9 protein-coding genes are annotated in these 17,547 nt (G+C 51.2%); 4 read left to right on the top strand and 5 right to left on the bottom strand.

All coding sequences use genetic code 11. The features are described 5' to 3' along the window. The first annotated feature begins 197 nt into the window (after positions 1-197). From HMPREF2675_RS02030 to recB, 3 genes are all read left to right on the top strand, one after another. A complete protein-coding gene (locus HMPREF2675_RS02030; protein WP_070813892.1) occupies positions 198-1,865 on the top strand; it encodes a ShlB/FhaC/HecB family hemolysin secretion/activation protein in 1,668 nt (555 codons plus the stop codon). Positions 1,866-2,120: 255 nt separating this feature from the next. Further along, positions 2,121-5,879: a two-partner secretion domain-containing protein gene (locus HMPREF2675_RS02025; protein WP_070813891.1), complete on the top strand. Its 3,759-nt coding sequence runs from the start codon at positions 2,121-2,123 to the stop codon at positions 5,877-5,879. Between the two features lie 145 nt (positions 5,880-6,024). Next, positions 6,025-9,681 carry an exodeoxyribonuclease V subunit beta gene (gene recB, locus HMPREF2675_RS02020; RefSeq protein WP_070813890.1) on the top strand — a complete coding sequence of 1,219 codons (3,657 nt, stop codon included), beginning with the start codon at positions 6,025-6,027 and terminating at the stop codon, positions 9,679-9,681. Positions 9,682-9,739: 58 nt separating this feature from the next. Here recB and HMPREF2675_RS02015 read toward each other — a convergent pair whose 3' ends face one another. From HMPREF2675_RS02015 to HMPREF2675_RS02005, 3 genes are all read right to left on the bottom strand, one after another. After that, the gene (locus HMPREF2675_RS02015) at positions 9,740-10,471 is read right to left on the bottom strand and encodes a phosphoadenylyl-sulfate reductase (protein WP_070813889.1); all 732 of its coding nucleotides are present in this window, start codon (positions 10,469-10,471) and stop codon (positions 9,740-9,742) included. 115 nt (positions 10,472-10,586) lie between these two features. Then, entirely contained in the window at positions 10,587-11,645 is a 1,059-nt protein-coding gene (gene dinB, locus HMPREF2675_RS02010) for a DNA polymerase IV (RefSeq protein ID WP_070813888.1), read from the bottom strand. Positions 11,646-11,722: 77 nt separating this feature from the next. Beyond that, a complete protein-coding gene (locus tag HMPREF2675_RS02005) occupies positions 11,723-12,772 on the bottom strand; it encodes a sulfate ABC transporter substrate-binding protein (protein ID WP_210399842.1) in 1,050 nt (349 codons plus the stop codon). Between the two features lie 387 nt (positions 12,773-13,159). Here HMPREF2675_RS02005 and HMPREF2675_RS01995 point away from each other — a divergent pair, with 387 nt between their 5' ends. Then, positions 13,160-13,990, top strand: coding sequence for a DUF4198 domain-containing protein (locus HMPREF2675_RS01995; RefSeq protein ID WP_070813885.1), 831 nt, complete (start codon positions 13,160-13,162; stop codon positions 13,988-13,990). 43 nt (positions 13,991-14,033) lie between these two features. Here the strand turns inward: HMPREF2675_RS01995 and HMPREF2675_RS01990 are convergent, their stop codons facing one another. Together HMPREF2675_RS01990 and mutS are read right to left on the bottom strand one after the other, a co-directional pair. Next, entirely contained in the window at positions 14,034-14,885 is an 852-nt protein-coding gene (locus HMPREF2675_RS01990) for a DUF5672 family protein (RefSeq protein WP_070813884.1), read from the bottom strand. 37 nt (positions 14,886-14,922) lie between these two features. Continuing rightward, positions 14,923-17,517 (bottom strand): DNA mismatch repair protein MutS, encoded by a 2,595-nt coding sequence (gene mutS, locus HMPREF2675_RS01985; RefSeq protein ID WP_070813883.1) that lies wholly within the window; start codon positions 17,515-17,517, stop codon positions 14,923-14,925. Positions 17,518-17,547: the final 30 nt, after the last annotated feature.

Raw genomic sequence — 17,547 nt, 5'->3', positions numbered from 1 at the left:
TCTGAAAAAACCTGCCTTTTCAAAGGCAGGTTTTTGTTATTCAAATCCCATTAATATTTTTATGGTATCATCATAGAAATTGATTCCATTATTGCTTCATAAACCCTGATTGCAGACAACGATAAAAACTGATACGCCCCAGACAGCTATTTTCGATAAAATAAACCCGATTATTATCCCTATAAAATTACGACACCATGTATAAATCCCGCCTCCTTCCCCTGCCCGTATTGATTCTCTCCGCTCTGAACGCCTATGCGGCCAATACGCCAAATCCGCCTGATCAAATCGATAAAAACGTATCCAACCAATTCGACAAAGACTTCCGCGACAATCTCGACCAGATTCATTCGGTTGAAATCCAAAAACGCGAGCAGTCGGCATGGGATTTACAGAAAAAACAAGATAACGACGCGGTTGCACAAGAGGTGCCGTCTGAAAACAATACCGAATGTTTGGATTACACCGGTATCGAACTTTCCGGCATTACGCTCATCGATTCCAAAAAGATTGAAGCCAAGCTCCCAAAATGCATCAATCAAAACAACATCAACCAACTGAACCGGGATATCGTTGCCGAATATATCGCTCAAGGCTATCCGCACACGCAAATCAAATTTGAAACCACGCCTGAACGCATCCTGAAATTAGCAGTCATCGAAGGCAAAATCCGTGAGATTACCGGCGGCTCCCGTACAGTTAACGTCGACACCCTCTTCCCCAATCATCAAGGCAAACCGCTAAACATCCAATACCTCGACCAAGGTATCGAACAGGCAAACCATGTTGCCGGCAACAACGTCAGCATCGATGTTTATCCGCATGATGACGGCACCGCCTCCATCCAACTCAACAACGATGCCGAAAAACATTGGGGCGGCAGCATTACCATCGACAATAAAGGCAGCAAACCCAATACCAAGACGCTGCGCGGCAGCCTGAATATTGGCAGCCCGTTGGGATTGAGCGACTCCCTTTATCTAAACGGCTACACCAATCTAAACAACCACGACAGCCATTACAGTCGCGGCGGCAGCCTGTTCTACCAAGTTCCTTATGGCGCATGGACATTCAGCACTTACGCTGCCGCGTCGCAATCGCAAAGCATCCTAACACCCAGCGTAACGCGCTACGCCTACCGCTCCCAATCCAAAGCGGCAGGAATCAAAGCAGACCGAGTATTCTCACGCAGTCAAAAACACATTGCCTCCGCCTATGCCGGCATCGATTATGTGAAACAGACTGCAAAATTTGCCGACAGCAAACTGGAATTGCAAAGCCCGGAAATCTATTCGGCACAAGTCGGCCTGTCGCACACGGCCATCCTGCCAAACGGCATTTGGCTCAACAATATCGGCGTGGAACAAGGGTTTGCGAAAAATACCGAACACACACCGTTCGACAAACGCTATACCTCTGTATCCTTGCAAAGCAATTTGATTCAAAACCGCCCATTGGGCAAATGGATCGTGCGGAACCATCACCAAATCGATGCCCAATATAGCCCGCATGATTTGTTTGCCGCCAAAGAAATGGACATCGTCGGTTATCAAAATGTACGCGGTTTCCGTTCGACTTCTTTGAGCGCAAACAGCGCAGTCTTGTTAAGCAATACCGTTTATTTCCGCCGCAATACGCCTCACGGCATCTATATCGAACCTTATCTGGGCGCAGACATCGGCGTTGCCAAAAATCATCACGAAGGTTCGCAAAGCGCCATGGGCTTAGTGGCAGGTTTGAATTTGGGCAAGGCGGACAAATGGCAGCTTTCTGCCGATTACGGCAAAGGGTTTGCACGCATGCCCAACCAATCAAATAGCGAAAAACAGGATCATGTGACTGTTTCTTTGCGCATTCCATTTTAAAGTTATGTAAATATATATCCTTTTATCCAATATATAAACCGCCCATCTTAACGTTATTAATTTTCCATTAATATCAATGAGATGATCGGTTTATATTTGCATTTGAAATAGTGCACACAAGACCGTACTAGTGGTATGATTGTAAAAAAATTTATAACAATGTTAATACATTCAAAAATTTCCTCAACAGAAATCCCATACCCAATATGGGATTTCTGATTCAATCTCCATCACGATAAATAAGGATTAAAATCCATGAAAATCGACACTTTATATCAGCCTAAGCTCTCAGCTTCCGGCAAAGTAACTGTCGCCGTGTGCTTTGCATTCCTGGGAAATGCAGCGGTAGCGGCCAATATCGAAGCCATCGGCCAAACTTCGGTACAGCAGCAGAACAATGTCGACATCGTCAACATTGCCGCACCGACGGCCCAAGGTCTTTCTCACAACCAATACAACAAGTACAACGTTTCCCAACACGGCGCCGTTTTGAATAACGCCCTGTCCGCCGGTAAATCCCAACTGGCCGGAAACCTGTCTGCCAACAAAAACTTCCAAGGTCAGGCCGCATCTGTGATCTTGAATGAAGTGGTCAGCAAAAACCCTTCCCTGATTTTGGGTCAACAAGAGATCTTCGGTATTGCCGCAGACTATGTTTTGGCAAACCCTAACGGCATTACCCACAACGGCGGCAGCATCCTGAATGCCAACCGCGCATCCTTGGTTGTCGGTACGCCAACCGTTTCAGACGGCGCGTTGAAATCTTTCCATATCAGCGACAATGGCAAACAGCTGCAAGTAAACGGCAATTTGAGCGGCAACCGCGTGGTTGACCTGCTCGCGCCGCAAGTTGTGGTCGGCAAATCAGCCAACGTCAATGCCGCCGACGCCATCAACGTTTCTTCAGGCAAAAGCAACTTCGACTACAAAACTGCACAAATCGAAGCCTTGGACGCTGCTTCAAATGCGCCGGTTCTTGACGGCCATATCTTCGGCAGCATGCGCGCCGGTACCATCCGCATCCACGCGACCGACAAACGCGCCAAACAAAACATTCAAAATGCCACCATTACCGGTACCCGCTACCTGAATATCGACAGCAAAGGCAATCTGAGCCTCCAGTCCGCCAATCTGACCGGCGCACAAATGGAACTGTTTGCCCGCGATACCGACATCAAAGGCACGGTTACTAGCCATTCAGCCAACAAATCTTCCAGTGGCAAAGAGGCGAAAAATGTTCAGCACTTCCGCTCGGACCGCAACAAAACGGAAACCTTTACCGCCAGCAATATCAATGCATCCGAGTCATTGACTTTGAACAATAGCGGCAGCCTCAACCTGAGCGCGGCCAACATCAATGCCGGTGCGCTGACTGCATCTGCCACGGGTAACATCAATTCTAACGCGGTCAAAACAACCAACCGTACAGAATCCGACCACACTCAAAGCAAAGGCCTTTGGTACAACAACAACCTGAGCTCCTCTACTGATGAAAGCCTGCATCAAACCAAAATCAATGCCGGTTCTGTCAATATTGCCACCACAGGCAAAGTCCAATTGGATGCGACCGAACTGAACTCGGCTGCTGATGCTCGCATTGCCGCCCAACAAGGCATCGTATTGAGCAGCAACAGCGAAACCGACAGCAGCTCGACTTATGTCAGCTTCAAAAATGAAACCGCCGCCCTGAAAACCGGTATCGCAACAAAATCTTCCAAAAACTCTACCGCCCATCAAACCAAAATCTCCGCAGCCGGTGATATCGGTTTGATTTCCGAAGGCGATTTGAGCACTTACGGCGCAAGCATTGCGGCAAACGGCAATGTCGTTACCGATGTCAACAAGATCAACTTGGGCACTCAAACCACCACTAATACCAACAGCCTCGACGACCAGAAAAAATACTGGGGCGGCCTGTTCGGCGGTGAAAGCCAAGTTCAAAACAACCGTACCGAAAACCTGCACGGCAGCAGCATTACTGCCAACTCAAACGTAGTCTTGGGTGCAAAAAACGGTGTCAACGTTTACGGCAGTACCGTTGAAGGCCAAGCCGGTACATTCGTCAGCTCCAAAGCAGGCAATGTTGATATTAAAAACGCCACCAGCACCGACACTTCCTCACAAAGCGCGCGTAAAGGTACGATTTTCAATATCACGACCTCCAAAACCAGCAGCAACAGCAGCATTGAAAAAGTAACCGGTTCAACCCTGGTTTCCAATGCCGACCTGACCGTTGTTTCCAACAAGGACATCAATGTAATCGGTTCTGCATTGTTTGCGGCACAAAAACTGCAACTGTCTTCCGCAGGCGATTTGACCATCGATGCTGCCAAAGCAGTAGAAAACAAACAGGTCAACGAGTATTCCATCAAAGGCTACTCCGGTACTGAAACCAATAAAGAAAACGGCAGCGTGACTGCCAAAGCCGGTATCAAATTCACCGATACCCACACCGACACCCATTCTGTCGGCCTGAGTGGCAGCATTTTGACCGGTAAAAACACCCAGTTGTCTTCCAACTCAAACGTTACCGTCAGCGGTAGCCAAGTCAACGGCGAAGAATCCGTCAACATTTCCGCAGCAAATGACGTCAATGTTGTTGCCTCCAAAGGCAGCAACACTGTGACCGAATCCGGCCGCGTAACGGATTTGGGCGTATCTGCTACTGCATACGGAAAAAATAACGTTGCAGGCATCGGCTTGTCTGTCGGCATTACCAGCACCAAAACAGATGCAACTACCGTAACGAATACATCCCATGTATCCAACATCAACACCGGTGGCAACACTACCATCACTGCAAACGGCAATATTAATCAAGAAGGTACCGTGATTAATGCGACTGGCAATGTGGTTGAATCTGCCAAAAACGTTACCCATGCAGCGGCACACAGCGGCGCGAAATCCGATGTAAAACAAAACGGCGGCGGTTTAGTCGTTTCTGTCGGCATCAGCACCAACAAAGGCATCGGCGGTGAAATCACTGCACAAGGTCAAGGCAACTCTTCGACCCACAATGAATCCACTGCAACCGTCACCACCATCAACGCAGGCAATGCCATCGTTTTGGCAAATAACAAAGTGTCTGATGAAGGTACAAAATACGATGTTACCGGTGCGATCAACATTGATGCAGGTTCATACCACAATACTGCCGCACACAACACCAGCAACAGCAGCAGCAAACAAGGCGGCGCTTCTTTGACTATCGGCGCATACACCAAAGACGGTTCAAACGTTGATGTGAATGCCAACCTGAACGTCAACTACGCTGATGAAAACAAAAAAGAATCTACCGCCGTCAAAGGCGATATGAATGCGACCAATGTTGTCATCAACGCCAAAGACTCTGCTGAAATCGCATCCAACATTACTGCCAACAACAACGTCAACATTACCGCAGGCAACGGCGTAACCTTCACCGAGTCAGCCAATACTGCCTCCAACCAAGGTACAGCCGTTAATGTCGGTATCGGCGCTGGTGCGACAATCAATGTTGAAACCGGTGTTGCCGTTCCTCACGTCAACGGCTCTGTCGGCGTCAACAAAACCGATAACGCTTCTTCTACCGCCACAGGCGCGAATGTAGCGGCCGGCAACGATATTAAAATCAATGCCAACAACGGAGACGTCAACCTGCACGGTACCAACCTGGTATCCAACAACTCCGTTGAAGTAGAAGGCAACAAAGTCAATACTTCCGGCGCGATCAGCAGCGTTAACGAAAAAAATCTGACCGTCAATGTCAACGGCAGCTATGCTTCAGGCAAACCAAACGGCAACATCAACGCCAAAGGTAAAAACGAAGCTACCGTAACCAATACGGCAAACACCATCCAAAGCGACAATGTCGTTATCACTACCGGCTCTCCAACCGGTTTGAGCGTCAACAATACGGCCATCAACGGTAATAATGTTGCGTACTACTATGACGACAGTAAAGCTCCTGCGGCGAACCGTTATACCTATCGTCCCCGCCAACCAAGCTACGCCAAACGCCGTTTGCGTTACTAAGATGCGCTATTGAAGTCATTTGAATAGCCATTAAGACATGCCGTCTGAAAACAGAAAGTTTTCAGACGGCATTTTTATCATCGATGCAAAACCACACACTATCTCTGTTATGATAATGCCTCGCTAATATTATTCCGTTCCAACCATGTCTTCCGCCCTTCCTTTTGACGCGCTCACACTTTCCATCGACGGCACCAACCTGATCGAAGCTTCTGCCGGTACGGGTAAAACCTACGGCATTGCTGCGCTCTTTACCCGACTGATTGTTTTAGAAAAAAAAGACATCGAGAAAATTCTGGTCGTTACCTTTACCAAAGCGGCGACGGCAGAACTGAAAACCCGTTTGCGTGCGCGTTTGGACGAAGTGTTGCAGGTTTTAAACGAAATCCAAACCTTGGGCGGCAAGCCGGAACATATTTCAGACGGCCTGAACAAATATTACGAAAAAGAGAAAAAATCCCCCGATGACTTTCTCAATCGCTTGATTCCTTTGGCTTTAGGCGAGCAAGACGGACAAGAAAGCTGCCATCGCCTGATTCTCCGCCTCAAAGCCGCGCTGAGCCAGTTTGACAACGCTTCGATTTACACCATCCATGGCTTCTGTCAGCGCGTCTTGCGCGATTACGCGTTTTTGTGCGGCGCGCCTTTGGATGTCGAGCTGTCGGACGACTCGCGCGAGAGGCTGCTGATTCCAGCGCAGGACTTTTGGCGGCAGAAAGTGGCAACCGATGCCACATTGGCACAATTGGTTTTTGACCGAAAATGCACGCCCGAAGAAATGCTTGCCGAAATTAAAAGCTATACCGGCCGCCCCTATCTGAAATTCAGACGGCCTGAAGGCGATTTGAAAGAAGCCCAAGCCAACCTTCAAGAAACATGGCAAAAAATTTGCGGCCAGTTGGAAGACTTGGAAAAAGCGTTTTGGGCAATTTTTCCCAAACTTAACGGCCAAACCTACAAAAGAAAAACCTTTGAAAATGTTTTTACCGATTTAAAAACAAACGCCGAATCCAACCGTCTGCTCCGCCTGAGCAAACAAACGCTAGAAAAATTAAGCCTCTTCAGTATCGACACGCTCAACAGCAAACTGAAAAAAGAATATAAAGCCGATGCCGATGCGCCGGAAATTATTCAGCTGCAAGCCTTGGCCAATCTCGGTCGTGACTTGCAGGCAATGGAAAGTGCGGAAGAAGCAGTCTTCATCTGCCTGCAACTCGACCTCCTTTCCCACATCAACCAATCTATTGCCGAACAAAAAAAATCACGCCGCGAGCGCGTGTTTGACGATTTGCTGCTGGACGTCCATCAGGCATTGACCACCAATGAACACGGCAACACATTGGCAAAAACGGCGGCGGCAAACTGGGAAATTGCGCTGATTGACGAATTCCAAGATACCGACCCGTTGCAATACGAAATTTTCCGCCAAATTTTTATCGAACAAAGCTGCCCGCTGTTTCTCGTTGGCGACCCCAAACAGGCGATTTACAGCTTTCGCGGTGCGGACATTTACGCCTATCTGCAAGCCGCGCAAGATGCGGACAGGCATTACACCCTCGCCGTCAACTACCGCAGCCATGCCAAGCTGATCAACGGCATCAGCGCCTTGTTCAAACAAAAAAAACACCCCTTCGTGTTGGAAAACATCGATTACAGCGAGATCTCCGCCAGCCGTGCCGAAAGCCGGCTGTCGCCACACCGCCCCGCCATCCAAGTGCGCTGGCTCAATACGGACGATCAAACCGGCAAAGAGATTTTGCGCAGCCGAGCCGCCGAATATTGCGCCGATGAAATTGCCTTTGCGCTCAATGAAGCAGCCGAAGGCCGTCTGAATTTCAAAGGCCGCGCGCTGGAATCCGGCGATATTGCCGTCTTGGTGCGCACCAACAACGAAGCGGCGATGATTGCAGGGAAACTGAAACAGCGCCGTATCCAAAGCGTGTTGCTGTCGCGCCAGTCCGTTTTCGATTCCGCCGAGGCCGACTCGCTGTCCGCGCTGATCGGCTTTTGGCTCAACCCAAGGCAAACCGACTGGCTGCGCTTTGTCTTGACCGGCGTTTTGTTCGGCTATACCGCCAAAGAGATTTACGAACTCAACCATAACGAACACCAGCTGCTGAAATGGCTGGAGTCGTCTGCCGAGGCCATGGAAAAATGGCGGAAAGGCGGCATTTTTGCCGCCGTGCAGCAGTTTGCCGCCCTACATGACATCGAAACACGCCTGCTCAAAGGCGGCAACGAACGCAGCCTGACCAACTACTATCAAATTCTGGAGCTTTTAGCCGAAGAAGACAGCCAAAGCCGCAACCCTGCCGCCCTGCATAAATGGCTGAACGAACAAATCAGCCGTGCGCGCAGCGGCCATTTCCCGTCAGACGCGCAAACCATCCGTCTTGAAAGCGACGAAAAACTGGTCAAAATCGTTACCATGCACGCGTCAAAAGGTTTGCAATATCCTTTGGTTTACTGCCCCTTCGCGTGGGATACCAAAGACAATTCCAAAGAAAACTGGAAAATCCTACATACCGAAAACCACGAAACCGAGCTGCTGGCAAAATCGCAAACCTCGGAAGCAGAACTAAGCCATCTTGCCGACGAAAAGACGGCAGAAGATTTGCGCCTGCTCTATGTCGCCCTTACCCGTGCCGAAGAACAGCTCAACATCTACGCTGCCGCCAACAAAAACTGTACGCCAAACAATCCTTTTGCCTATCTGCTCGAAGGTTTGCCGGATGCCGGCCGCGAAAGCGTCAGCCAAAGCTATAAAAGCGCGACAGACGTTGTAGAAATGCTTAAAACCAACTGGCAACGCTTTATTAAAAATGCGCCCGAAAATACGGAATTCACCTTCACGGAAGAAGCCCCGCCGGAAACCATCTATCAATACAGCCGCCAACAAGACCAAGCTTTGAATGCACAGAGCATTAAACGCCGCAATTTTGACTTTATCCGCCACACCAGCTTTACCGGTTTGAGCCGGCACACCAAGTCAAGCGACGAGCAACACGAGCCTTTGCAACCTGCCATCGACCCGGCAGAAAGCGCAGACCGTGCCATGCCGTCTGAAAACCTGCCGTCCCCGCTTTCAGACGGCCTCGATATCCATCATTTCCCCCGCGGCACCAATGCCGGCGTATGTTTGCATGAAATGCTGGAAAAACTCGACTTCGCCGCCTCTGCCGAGAGCCAATCCGAAATGATTGCCGAAGTTTTGCAACGCCACAGCTTTGAAGACAAATGGCTGCCAACGGTAAGCACCATGCTCGACACTTGCCGCCTGACGCCTTTAATCAACGAGAGCCTGTCGCAGATTCCGCCGACCCGACGCCTGCCCGAAATGGGGTTCACCCTGTACATGGACGATTTCAAACTGGACGACTTACGCCGTTGGTTTGCCTCAAGCGAAGCAAACCTGCCGCCCGAATGCGTCCAAACCGCGCAACTGCTTGATTTCCATGATTTACAAGGCTATTTGAACGGCTTTATCGATATGGTTTGCCAAGATTCAGACGGCCATGTCGTTTTAATCGACTACAAATCCAACCATTTGGGCAACGATGCAAGCGCCTACACGCAACAGGCGATGAACGAAGCCGTGGCGCATCATCACTACTACCTGCAAGCCCTGATCTACGCCGTTGCCATCGCGCGCTACTATGCCCTGCGCGGCAAGCCCTTGCCCAAGATCGCCATCCGCTACCTCTTCCTACGCGGCATGGACGGCTCGGATCAAGGCATATGGAAATGGGACATCGATACCGCCCTACTTTCCACTTTCGTTGAGCGAAAAACAAATTCTTGATAAATATTTTGTTAAACCGTCAAAAAGGCCGTCTGAAACGTTTTCAGACGGCCTTTGATTATTTGTGCAAACCACATTCCTTACTGTCTTTACTTTCCCACCACCATCGCCCGGCGCGGATATTTTCGCCCAGCTTGACCGGACGCGTGCAGGGTTCGCACCCGATGCTGGGATAGCCCTGATGATACAGCGCATTGAGCGGAACTTGGTGCTCGTGCGCATATGCCCAAACATCCTGCTCTTCCCAATCGAAAATAGGATTGAATTTGGCGATGTTGCGGCCTGTATCCTGCTCTTCAAAATTCAATTCGCTGCGCGTTTCGGACTGGCTGCGGCGTTGTCCGGTCAGCCATGCGGGGGCGTTATGCAAAGCGCGGTTGAGCGGTTCGATTTTACGGATATGGCAACAACGGCGGCGCAACTCGACGCTGTCGTACATGGCGGTCGTGCCGAATTCCGCTTCAAATTCATCGGCGGTTTGCTGGTTGGGATAAAACACTTCCAATTCGGTTTGATAACGCGCATTGGTTTCGGCAATCAGCGCGGCGGTTTCGGGATTGAGTTTGCCCGTATTGAGCGTAATGATGCGGATGGGCAGTTTCAGACGGCACACGGCATCGGTAATGACCATATCTTCAACCGCAAGGCTGGATGCGAACACGGCTTGCGGATAGCGCGCGGCAATGTCTTGCAAACGACGCTCCAAAGCAGCCACCAACTCAGGCAGGCGGCGGCGTTCGGCATCATTGGTTTCGGGGATTTTCCAAAATTGAGGACGGAATAAAGACATGGCTGGTTGTTCCTAATAATTTTCAGACGGCCTGTTGAAACGGCTGTCGATATGGTTATGGAACGATATTGTCCTGCGCCCTATCTTCAAACGGAAAGAATGCTTTTCTATTTCTTTATAACCAAAGCGTCTGCTGCTGGTTTTTCGGCAGCAAATGGCTCACTCCGATGCCGATCAGGCGGAAGGCGTCTTCGCGTTGCGGCGGTATGCGTTGCAGCAAAGTATGCGCCGCCTGAAGCAGCGAGGCGCTGTCGGGAAGGACGGAAGAATACGTCAGCGAACGCGTAATAATGCGGAAATCGTGGGTTTTGAGTTTGAGGGTAACGCCTTTGGCTTCGACGTTTTTGCGCTCAATCTGCCGCCAAAGGTCTTCGGCAAGGTGCGGCAAATGGCTTGAAGCCTGCTCTAAAGACAAATCTTCGGGCAAAGTGATTTCGGTTGAGATTTGCAGGCGTTCGCGTTCGGCTTTGACCGGCCGCTCGTCGATACCGCGTGCCAAATCGTAAAGGCGGTAGCCGTAGCGGCCGAAATGGTTTAAAAGTTCGCCGCGCTCAAAACGGCGTAAATCGCCGGCAGTCTGCATGCCGAGGGCATTCATCTTTTTCAGCGTGACTTTGCCGACACCGGGAATCTTACCCAACGGCAGGCTCTCCAAAAACGCCATGATTTTTTGCGGCGGCAGCACAAACTGTCCGTTCGGTTTGCGCCAGTCGGATGCGATTTTGGCCAAAAACTTATTGGGCGCGATGCCTGCGGAGGCTGTCAAACCGGTTTCTTCAAAAATTTCGGCACGAATGCGTTTGGCCACCTCGCTGGCGTACGGGATATTTTCAAAATTTCGGGTAACATCCAAATAAGCCTCGTCCAAAGACAAAGGCTCGATCAAATCGGTATAACGCCGAAACACGGCATGAATCTGCGCCGACACTTGACGGTACAAATCGAAATGCGGCGGCACAAACACCGCCTGCGGACACAGCCTTTTCGCCGTCGCCACCGACATGGCCGAGTGCAAACCGAATTTGCGCGCCTCATAAGAAGCGGCACAAATGACCGACCGCGTACCGTCCCACGCCACAACGACGGGCAGCCCTTTCAGGTGCGGCTGCTCGCGCAGTTCTACCGAAGCGTAGAATGCGTCCATATCGATATGGATGATTTTGCGTTGAGACATGGGAAAAGGTGGATAAGAAAAAGGCTTATTGTAGCAAAAGGCCGTCTGAAGTTTCAGACGGCCTCTATATTCAAGCCTTATTTTTTACTGGAAAGCTGGTCAAACAATCCACCATCGGCAAAGAATTTTTTCATGATTTCTTCCCACGGGCCAAATTTCTCATTCGGATTAAACGTCTCAATCTCAGGGAAATCGGCTTTGTGTTTCGCCAATACTTCGGCGTTGCGCGGACGCAGGTAAAGATTGGCGGCCAACTCTTGGGCCGGTTCGCTCCAAAGGTTTTGCAGATAGGCTTCGGCAGCGGCGCGTGTGCCTTTCTTATCGACTACGCTGTCCACGACGGCAACCGGCGCTTCAGAAAGAATAGTGTAGCTTGGGTAGACAATTTCAAATTGGTCTTGGGTCAGCTTTTTGCTGACGTAGTTGGCCTCATTTTCAAAGGTAACCAAGACATCGCCGATATTGCGTTGGCTGAAGGTCGTCGTTGCTGCGCGGCCGCCGTTTTCAAACACAGGCGTGTTTTTCAGCAATGCGGCCACAAAATCTTTGGTTTTACCTTCATCGCCGTTATTGACTTTCAAACCATAACCGTACGCACCCAAAAAGGCGTAGCGGCCGTTGCCGGTGGTTTTCGGGTTGGCCAAAACGATTTGCACGCCGTCTTTGGCCAAATCGCCCCAGTCTTGGATGTGTTTCGGATTGCCTTTGCGTACCAAGAAAACGACGTTGCTGGTATAAGGCACGGCATTGTCCGGCAGGCGCGTGTTCCAATCGGCTTTGACCAAACCTTTTTTCACCAAAAGCTCGATATCGGAAGTCTGGTTCATGGTCACCACATCGGCAGCCAAACCGTTGGCGACAGCCAAAGCCTGCTTGCTGGAGCCGCCGTGCGACTGTTGGACTTCAACCGTCTGTCCGCCGTTTTTTGCAGCAAACTCTTTGACAAATAAAGGGTTGTATTCTTTATAAAAATCGCGGGCAACATCGTAGGAGACGTTCAGCAATTTGACTTCGCCCCCCTTACCTCCGGCAGCTTGAGAGGCATTGTCGGCGGATTGTTCGGTTTTTGGCGAGCACGCGCTCAAAGCCAGCGCGGCGGTCAAAGCGGCAAAAGAAAGCGTACGGATATTCATGGTCGGCTCCTGTTGAAAATATGGGAGCACTTTATCGGGATTGGATGCAAACTGGAAATAATGTTTGCTTTCGCGTTTATCAGTTTTGGTTATATACAATCCGGGCGGAAGTTGGGAAAAATGCCCACACAGATAAGCATTACGATAAATTATATATACATCAATCAGATAAAGATTAAAGCAGCTATTTATACAAGATAAACATACGTTGCAAACAGCATTGCCCAATGCGTCAGGCCGTCTGAAAATCCAATATAAATAATTATTTATAATTAAAAAAATATAATCCTTATTATTTACAAAAAATGCAAATAAGAGTAATGTTCCTACTCGCCAAAATACAAGGCCTTTCATTCAACAACAAAATGGAGTGTAGAAACTATGAAACAATGGATGCTTTTAGGATTGCTGGGATTGGGCGCAGTGGCGCAGGCGCACGATGTTTGGGTGGCCGCACCGACACATCAGCCTGCCGGCCAAATCCTGCATGCGGATTTGGGTTACAGCCATGACTTCCCCAATGTCGAAAAAATCGCCGATGACCGCGTGCATATTTTCAAACCACTGCAATTGACCGGCAGCTCAAAGAAAACCGTTGATTTGGTAAATAAAGGCGAAAACTATCAATACGTTTCTAAAGCCGCTTTGCCTGAAGGCTCCTACTGGGTCAGCGCAACCTACCAACCGACTTTCTGGTCGAAAAACCAAGACGGCTGGAAACAGCAAACCTTGAAACAGCTGGCCGGTTCAACCTATTGCGAACAATCGCAAATGTTCGGAAAGAGCTTTGTCCAAGTGGGCAACGGCGCAGTTGATGAAGCTGTGTTGACCCGCCCTATCGGCCAAGAGCTGGAACTTGTTCCGCTGAAAAATCCGAACGAAGTCAAAGCGGGCGGTATTTTGCCGGTCAAAGTCCTGTACAAAGGCGAGCCTTTGGTTAAAGCCACCGTTACCGCCAGCTCGGACACTTTGGCCGAAATGGACTTGGAATCGACCCATGACCACCGCGAGCCTCAAGGCTTCTCCGGCAAAACCGATAAAAACGGCGTGGTCAATGTGATTACGTTGATTGACGGTTTATGGAAAATCAAAGTCGTGAACGAGACCGATTACAGCGATAAAAGCGTATGTCAGAAAGACAATACTTACGCAACGCTGATCGTACCTGTTGGCACCAAACGCGCGGCTGCACGCCATGCCCATCAGCATTAACAGCCATTAAAAAAGGCCGTCTGAACTTTCAGACGGCCTTAATTTATTCCCATTCATAACCTAAATTTCTAAAAAAACGGGAGTATGTTTCCAATTTATCCTCATTCAATTGGGCAAACCGGACACGGTTGCAGCCGGTCAAGACCACATTGCCCATCCAGTGCGCCCCAAAGACGCGCTCTAAAGGGACATTCCTCATTTGATTGATAAACGGTACTTCTGAAGAAAATTGCGTAGCAATATTCGGAGGCGCAAATTTCAAACCCAAGTCCTGCAATCTATAACGGTGTTGCGCCGTCAAAAACATATCTTCGTGGTGCAGCCGTACCAGCCATTCCATATCGGCAATTTTTTCGTCTTTCGGCGGCAAAGGCGGTCGGATTTCTACATTTAAGCCCAGTTGTCGTGGCATGGTTAAAAGCCGTCTGCTGCGCAGGCTGAAACCGCCGTTCTGCGGCTCGTCCAAACTCGGAGAAGTCTGAATCAGATGTTGTTTGGCCAAATATTGGTCGGTTCCCTTCAGGAAAAACTGCCCGTCGGCTTCGGTTTCCAACAAAATCGGCAAAGGTGCGCCGATATAGTCATATTCCCGATAGGCATCCTGCCAGTTTTGACCGTTCAACACCCAGCCGTCATTCTGAACAATCAGACAATAATCGGTTTCGATGTAATACATCAGTTGGTACAAAACAAACAGATTGTATTCGAGATAACCGAATGGCCGGCAAGGCTGATGCAGGATATTTTCCGGCAAACCTTGCGGACGGCTCGGGCTGATCAGCAATCCACGGCTGCCGGGCAATTCGGCACAGCTGCGGGCAACAGCATACATCGTGCCCTCGGTATAAGAATCTGCACCGGTAATACCAACCACGGTAATGTCAGCAAAACTCATTATATGTTTCCCCTGTTTCAGACGGCCTTTACGTTGTTTACGACACCTTGTTGCAGATTTCTTTCAAGCGATACAAGGCATCCAAGGCTTCGCGCGGCGTGAGGTTGTCGGGCTGGATTTGCGCCAACGCTTCGGCCAACTCATCGGTCTGGGCATGGCAAACCGGTTCAATTTCCTGTTCTTCCTCACCCACTCTATTTTCAGACGGCATGGCGCTGAAAATATCCAACTGCGGACGGTTGGCAGCGGCTTGGGCTTCGAGTTCGTCCAGATGTTTTTGGGCGGCTTTGAGGGCGCGGTTGGGCAGGCCGGCGAGTTTGGCGACGGCGATACCGTAGCTTTTGCTGGCGGGGCCGGGTTCGATGTGGTGGAGGAAGACGATGTCTTGTCCTTGTTCGAGCGCAGAGAGGTGCATATTGACCGCCGTTGCGTGGGCTTCGGGCAGGCGGGTCAGCTCGAAATAGTGGGTGGCGAAGAGGCTGAAGGATTTGTTTTTTTGCAGCAAATGTTCGGCGATGGCTTGGGCAAGGGCGAGGCCGTCAAAAGTCGAAGTTCCGCGACCGACTTCGTCCATGAGAACGAGGGATTGCTCGGTGGCGTGGTGGAGGATGTAGGCGGTTTCGCTCATTTCGACCATGAAGGTGGAACGGTTGGAGGCGAGGTCGTCGGAGGCGCCGATGCGGGTGAAGATTTGGTCGATGGGGCCGATTTGAGCTGAATCGGCAGGCACGAAGCTGCCGGTGTGCGCCATGAGGACGATGTGGGCGACTTGGCGCATGTAGGTGGATTTGCCGCCCATGTTGGGGCCGGTCAGGAGCATGAGGCGGTGTTTGTGGTCGAGGCGGGTGTGGTTGGCGGTGAAGTGGCGCACTTGTTGCTCGACGACGGGATGGCGGCCGTTTTCGATATGGATGACGGGGTAGTCGGCAAACTCTGGGCAGACGAAGCCGCGTTCGGCAGCGGTGGCGGCGAAGGTGGAGAGTACGTCCAGCGCAGCGGCGGCTTTGGCGGCTTTTTGAAGCTGTGGCAAGGCCGTCTGAACTTCTTTCAGCAGGGCTTCAAACAGGCGTTTTTCCAATGCTAATGCTTGCTCTTGCGCGGTCAGGACTTTGTCTTCGAAGGTTTTGAGTTCGGGGGTGATGAAGCGTTCGGCGTTTTTCAGGGTCTGGCGGCGTTGGTAGTCGGCGGGGGCTTGTTCGGCCTGGACTTTGGATAGCTCGATGTAGAAGCCGTGGACGCGGTTGAACTCGACTTTGAGGGTAGAGAGGCCGGTGCGTTCGCGTTCGCGCGCTTCGAGGTCGAGCAGGAATTCGTCGCCGTGGTTTTGGATGTGGCGTAACTCGTCGAGTTCCGCGGAATAGCCTTGGTTGATGACGCCGCCGTCTTTGAGCCAGACGGAGGGTTCGGGCATCACGGCGGCTTTGAGGGTTTCGGCGACGGGCAGGGTTTCGGGGAAAACGGCTTTGAGGGTTTCTAAGAGACTGCTGCCCTCGGCGGACAGTTCGATTTCATTCAGGGCAAACAGGCTGTCGCGCAGGGCGGCGAGGTCGCGCGGGCGGGCGTTGCCGACGGCGATGCGGGCGGCGATGCGTTCGATGTCCGCGATGTTTTTCAGACGGCCTTGCAGGGTTTCGTATTGCGAACCCAACGCGGCAACGGCTTCTTGGCGGGCGCGGATGTGGGCGCGGCTGCGTAAGGGGTGGTGCAGCCAGAGTGCCAAGAGGCGGCTGCCCATGTGGGTGGCGCAGCCGTCCAGTATGGAAAACAGGGTCGGTGATTTTTTGCCGGAGAGGGTTTGCGTGATTTCGAGATTGCGGCGCGTGGCGGCGTCCATGCCGATATATTGGCTGTCGGTTTCGAGCGAAATGCCGTCTAAGTGTTGCGGCATCAGGTTTTGCGTCAGGCGGATGTAGTTCAACAGCGCGCCCGCCGCGCCGACGGCGGCTTCGTGCTCCTTGCCGTCCAAACCGAAACCGTGTAGGTCTTGGCAGCCGAAGTATTCGGTCAATAATTTTGCGCCCGCGTCGGCGGCAAACTGCCATGAGTTCAGGCGCGTGATGTTGGCGGAGGTCGTCTGAAAACCATTAGGCAGACTTTTGCCTTCGGGCAACAGGATTTCCGCCGCCTGTAAACGCGCCAGCTCGTCGGCGAGTTTGTCCGCCGTCGTCAGCTTGGTTTTGAATTCGCCGCTTTGCAAAGATGCCCATGCGATGGCGATGTGTTTTTTATCCGCGTTCACCGCCGCGATGCGGTTGGTTTCCTTATCTTCCAAAAACGCCGCGTCGGTCAGCGTGCCGGGCGTAACGATGCGCACGACTTTGCGCTCTACCGGCCCTTTGCCCGCGCCGACTTCACCCACCTGCTCGCACACCGCCACGCTTTTGCCCATCTTCACCAGCCGCGCCAGATACTGCTCCGCCGCGTGAAACGGCACACCCGCCATCTTAATCGGCACGCCGTCCATCTGCCCGCGCGTGGTCAGGGTGATGTCCAACAGCTTCGCCGCTTCCACTGCGTCATCCAAAAACAACTCGTAAAAATCGCCCATGCGGTAAAACACCAGCTTGTCGGCGTGCTGCGATTTGATGGCGAGATACTGCTGCATCATCGGGGAAACGGTGGGTTTGGACATGGAAAAGCCTTAGAAACGCAAAAGCGTTAT

Origin of the sequence: Neisseria sp. HMSC061H08 (assembly GCF_001836795.1) — a bacterium.
In the GTDB taxonomy this organism is placed as follows: domain Bacteria; phylum Pseudomonadota; class Gammaproteobacteria; order Burkholderiales; family Neisseriaceae; genus Neisseria; species Neisseria subflava_A.
The sequence above is the reverse complement of the archived record's forward strand: the minus strand, read 5'-3'. Positions and strand labels throughout refer to the sequence as shown.

Excerpts from the sequence above, each read along its gene's own strand:
- HMPREF2675_RS02030 (WP_070813892.1), top strand. The coding sequence starts at position 198 with ATGTATAAATCCCGCCTCCTTCCCCTGCCCGTATTGATTCTCTCCGCT.
- HMPREF2675_RS02025 (WP_070813891.1), top strand. The coding sequence starts at position 2,121 with ATGAAAATCGACACTTTATATCAGCCTAAGCTCTCAGCTTCCGGCAAA.
- recB (WP_070813890.1), top strand. The coding sequence starts at position 6,025 with ATGTCTTCCGCCCTTCCTTTTGACGCGCTCACACTTTCCATCGACGGC.
- HMPREF2675_RS02015 (WP_070813889.1), bottom strand. The coding sequence starts at position 10,471 with ATGTCTTTATTCCGTCCTCAATTTTGGAAAATCCCCGAAACCAATGAT.
- dinB (WP_070813888.1), bottom strand. The coding sequence starts at position 11,645 with ATGTCTCAACGCAAAATCATCCATATCGATATGGACGCATTCTACGCT.
- HMPREF2675_RS01995 (WP_070813885.1), top strand. The coding sequence starts at position 13,160 with ATGAAACAATGGATGCTTTTAGGATTGCTGGGATTGGGCGCAGTGGCG.
- HMPREF2675_RS01990 (WP_070813884.1), bottom strand. The coding sequence starts at position 14,885 with ATGAGTTTTGCTGACATTACCGTGGTTGGTATTACCGGTGCAGATTCT.
- mutS (WP_070813883.1), bottom strand. The coding sequence starts at position 17,517 with ATGTCCAAACCCACCGTTTCCCCGATGATGCAGCAGTATCTCGCCATC.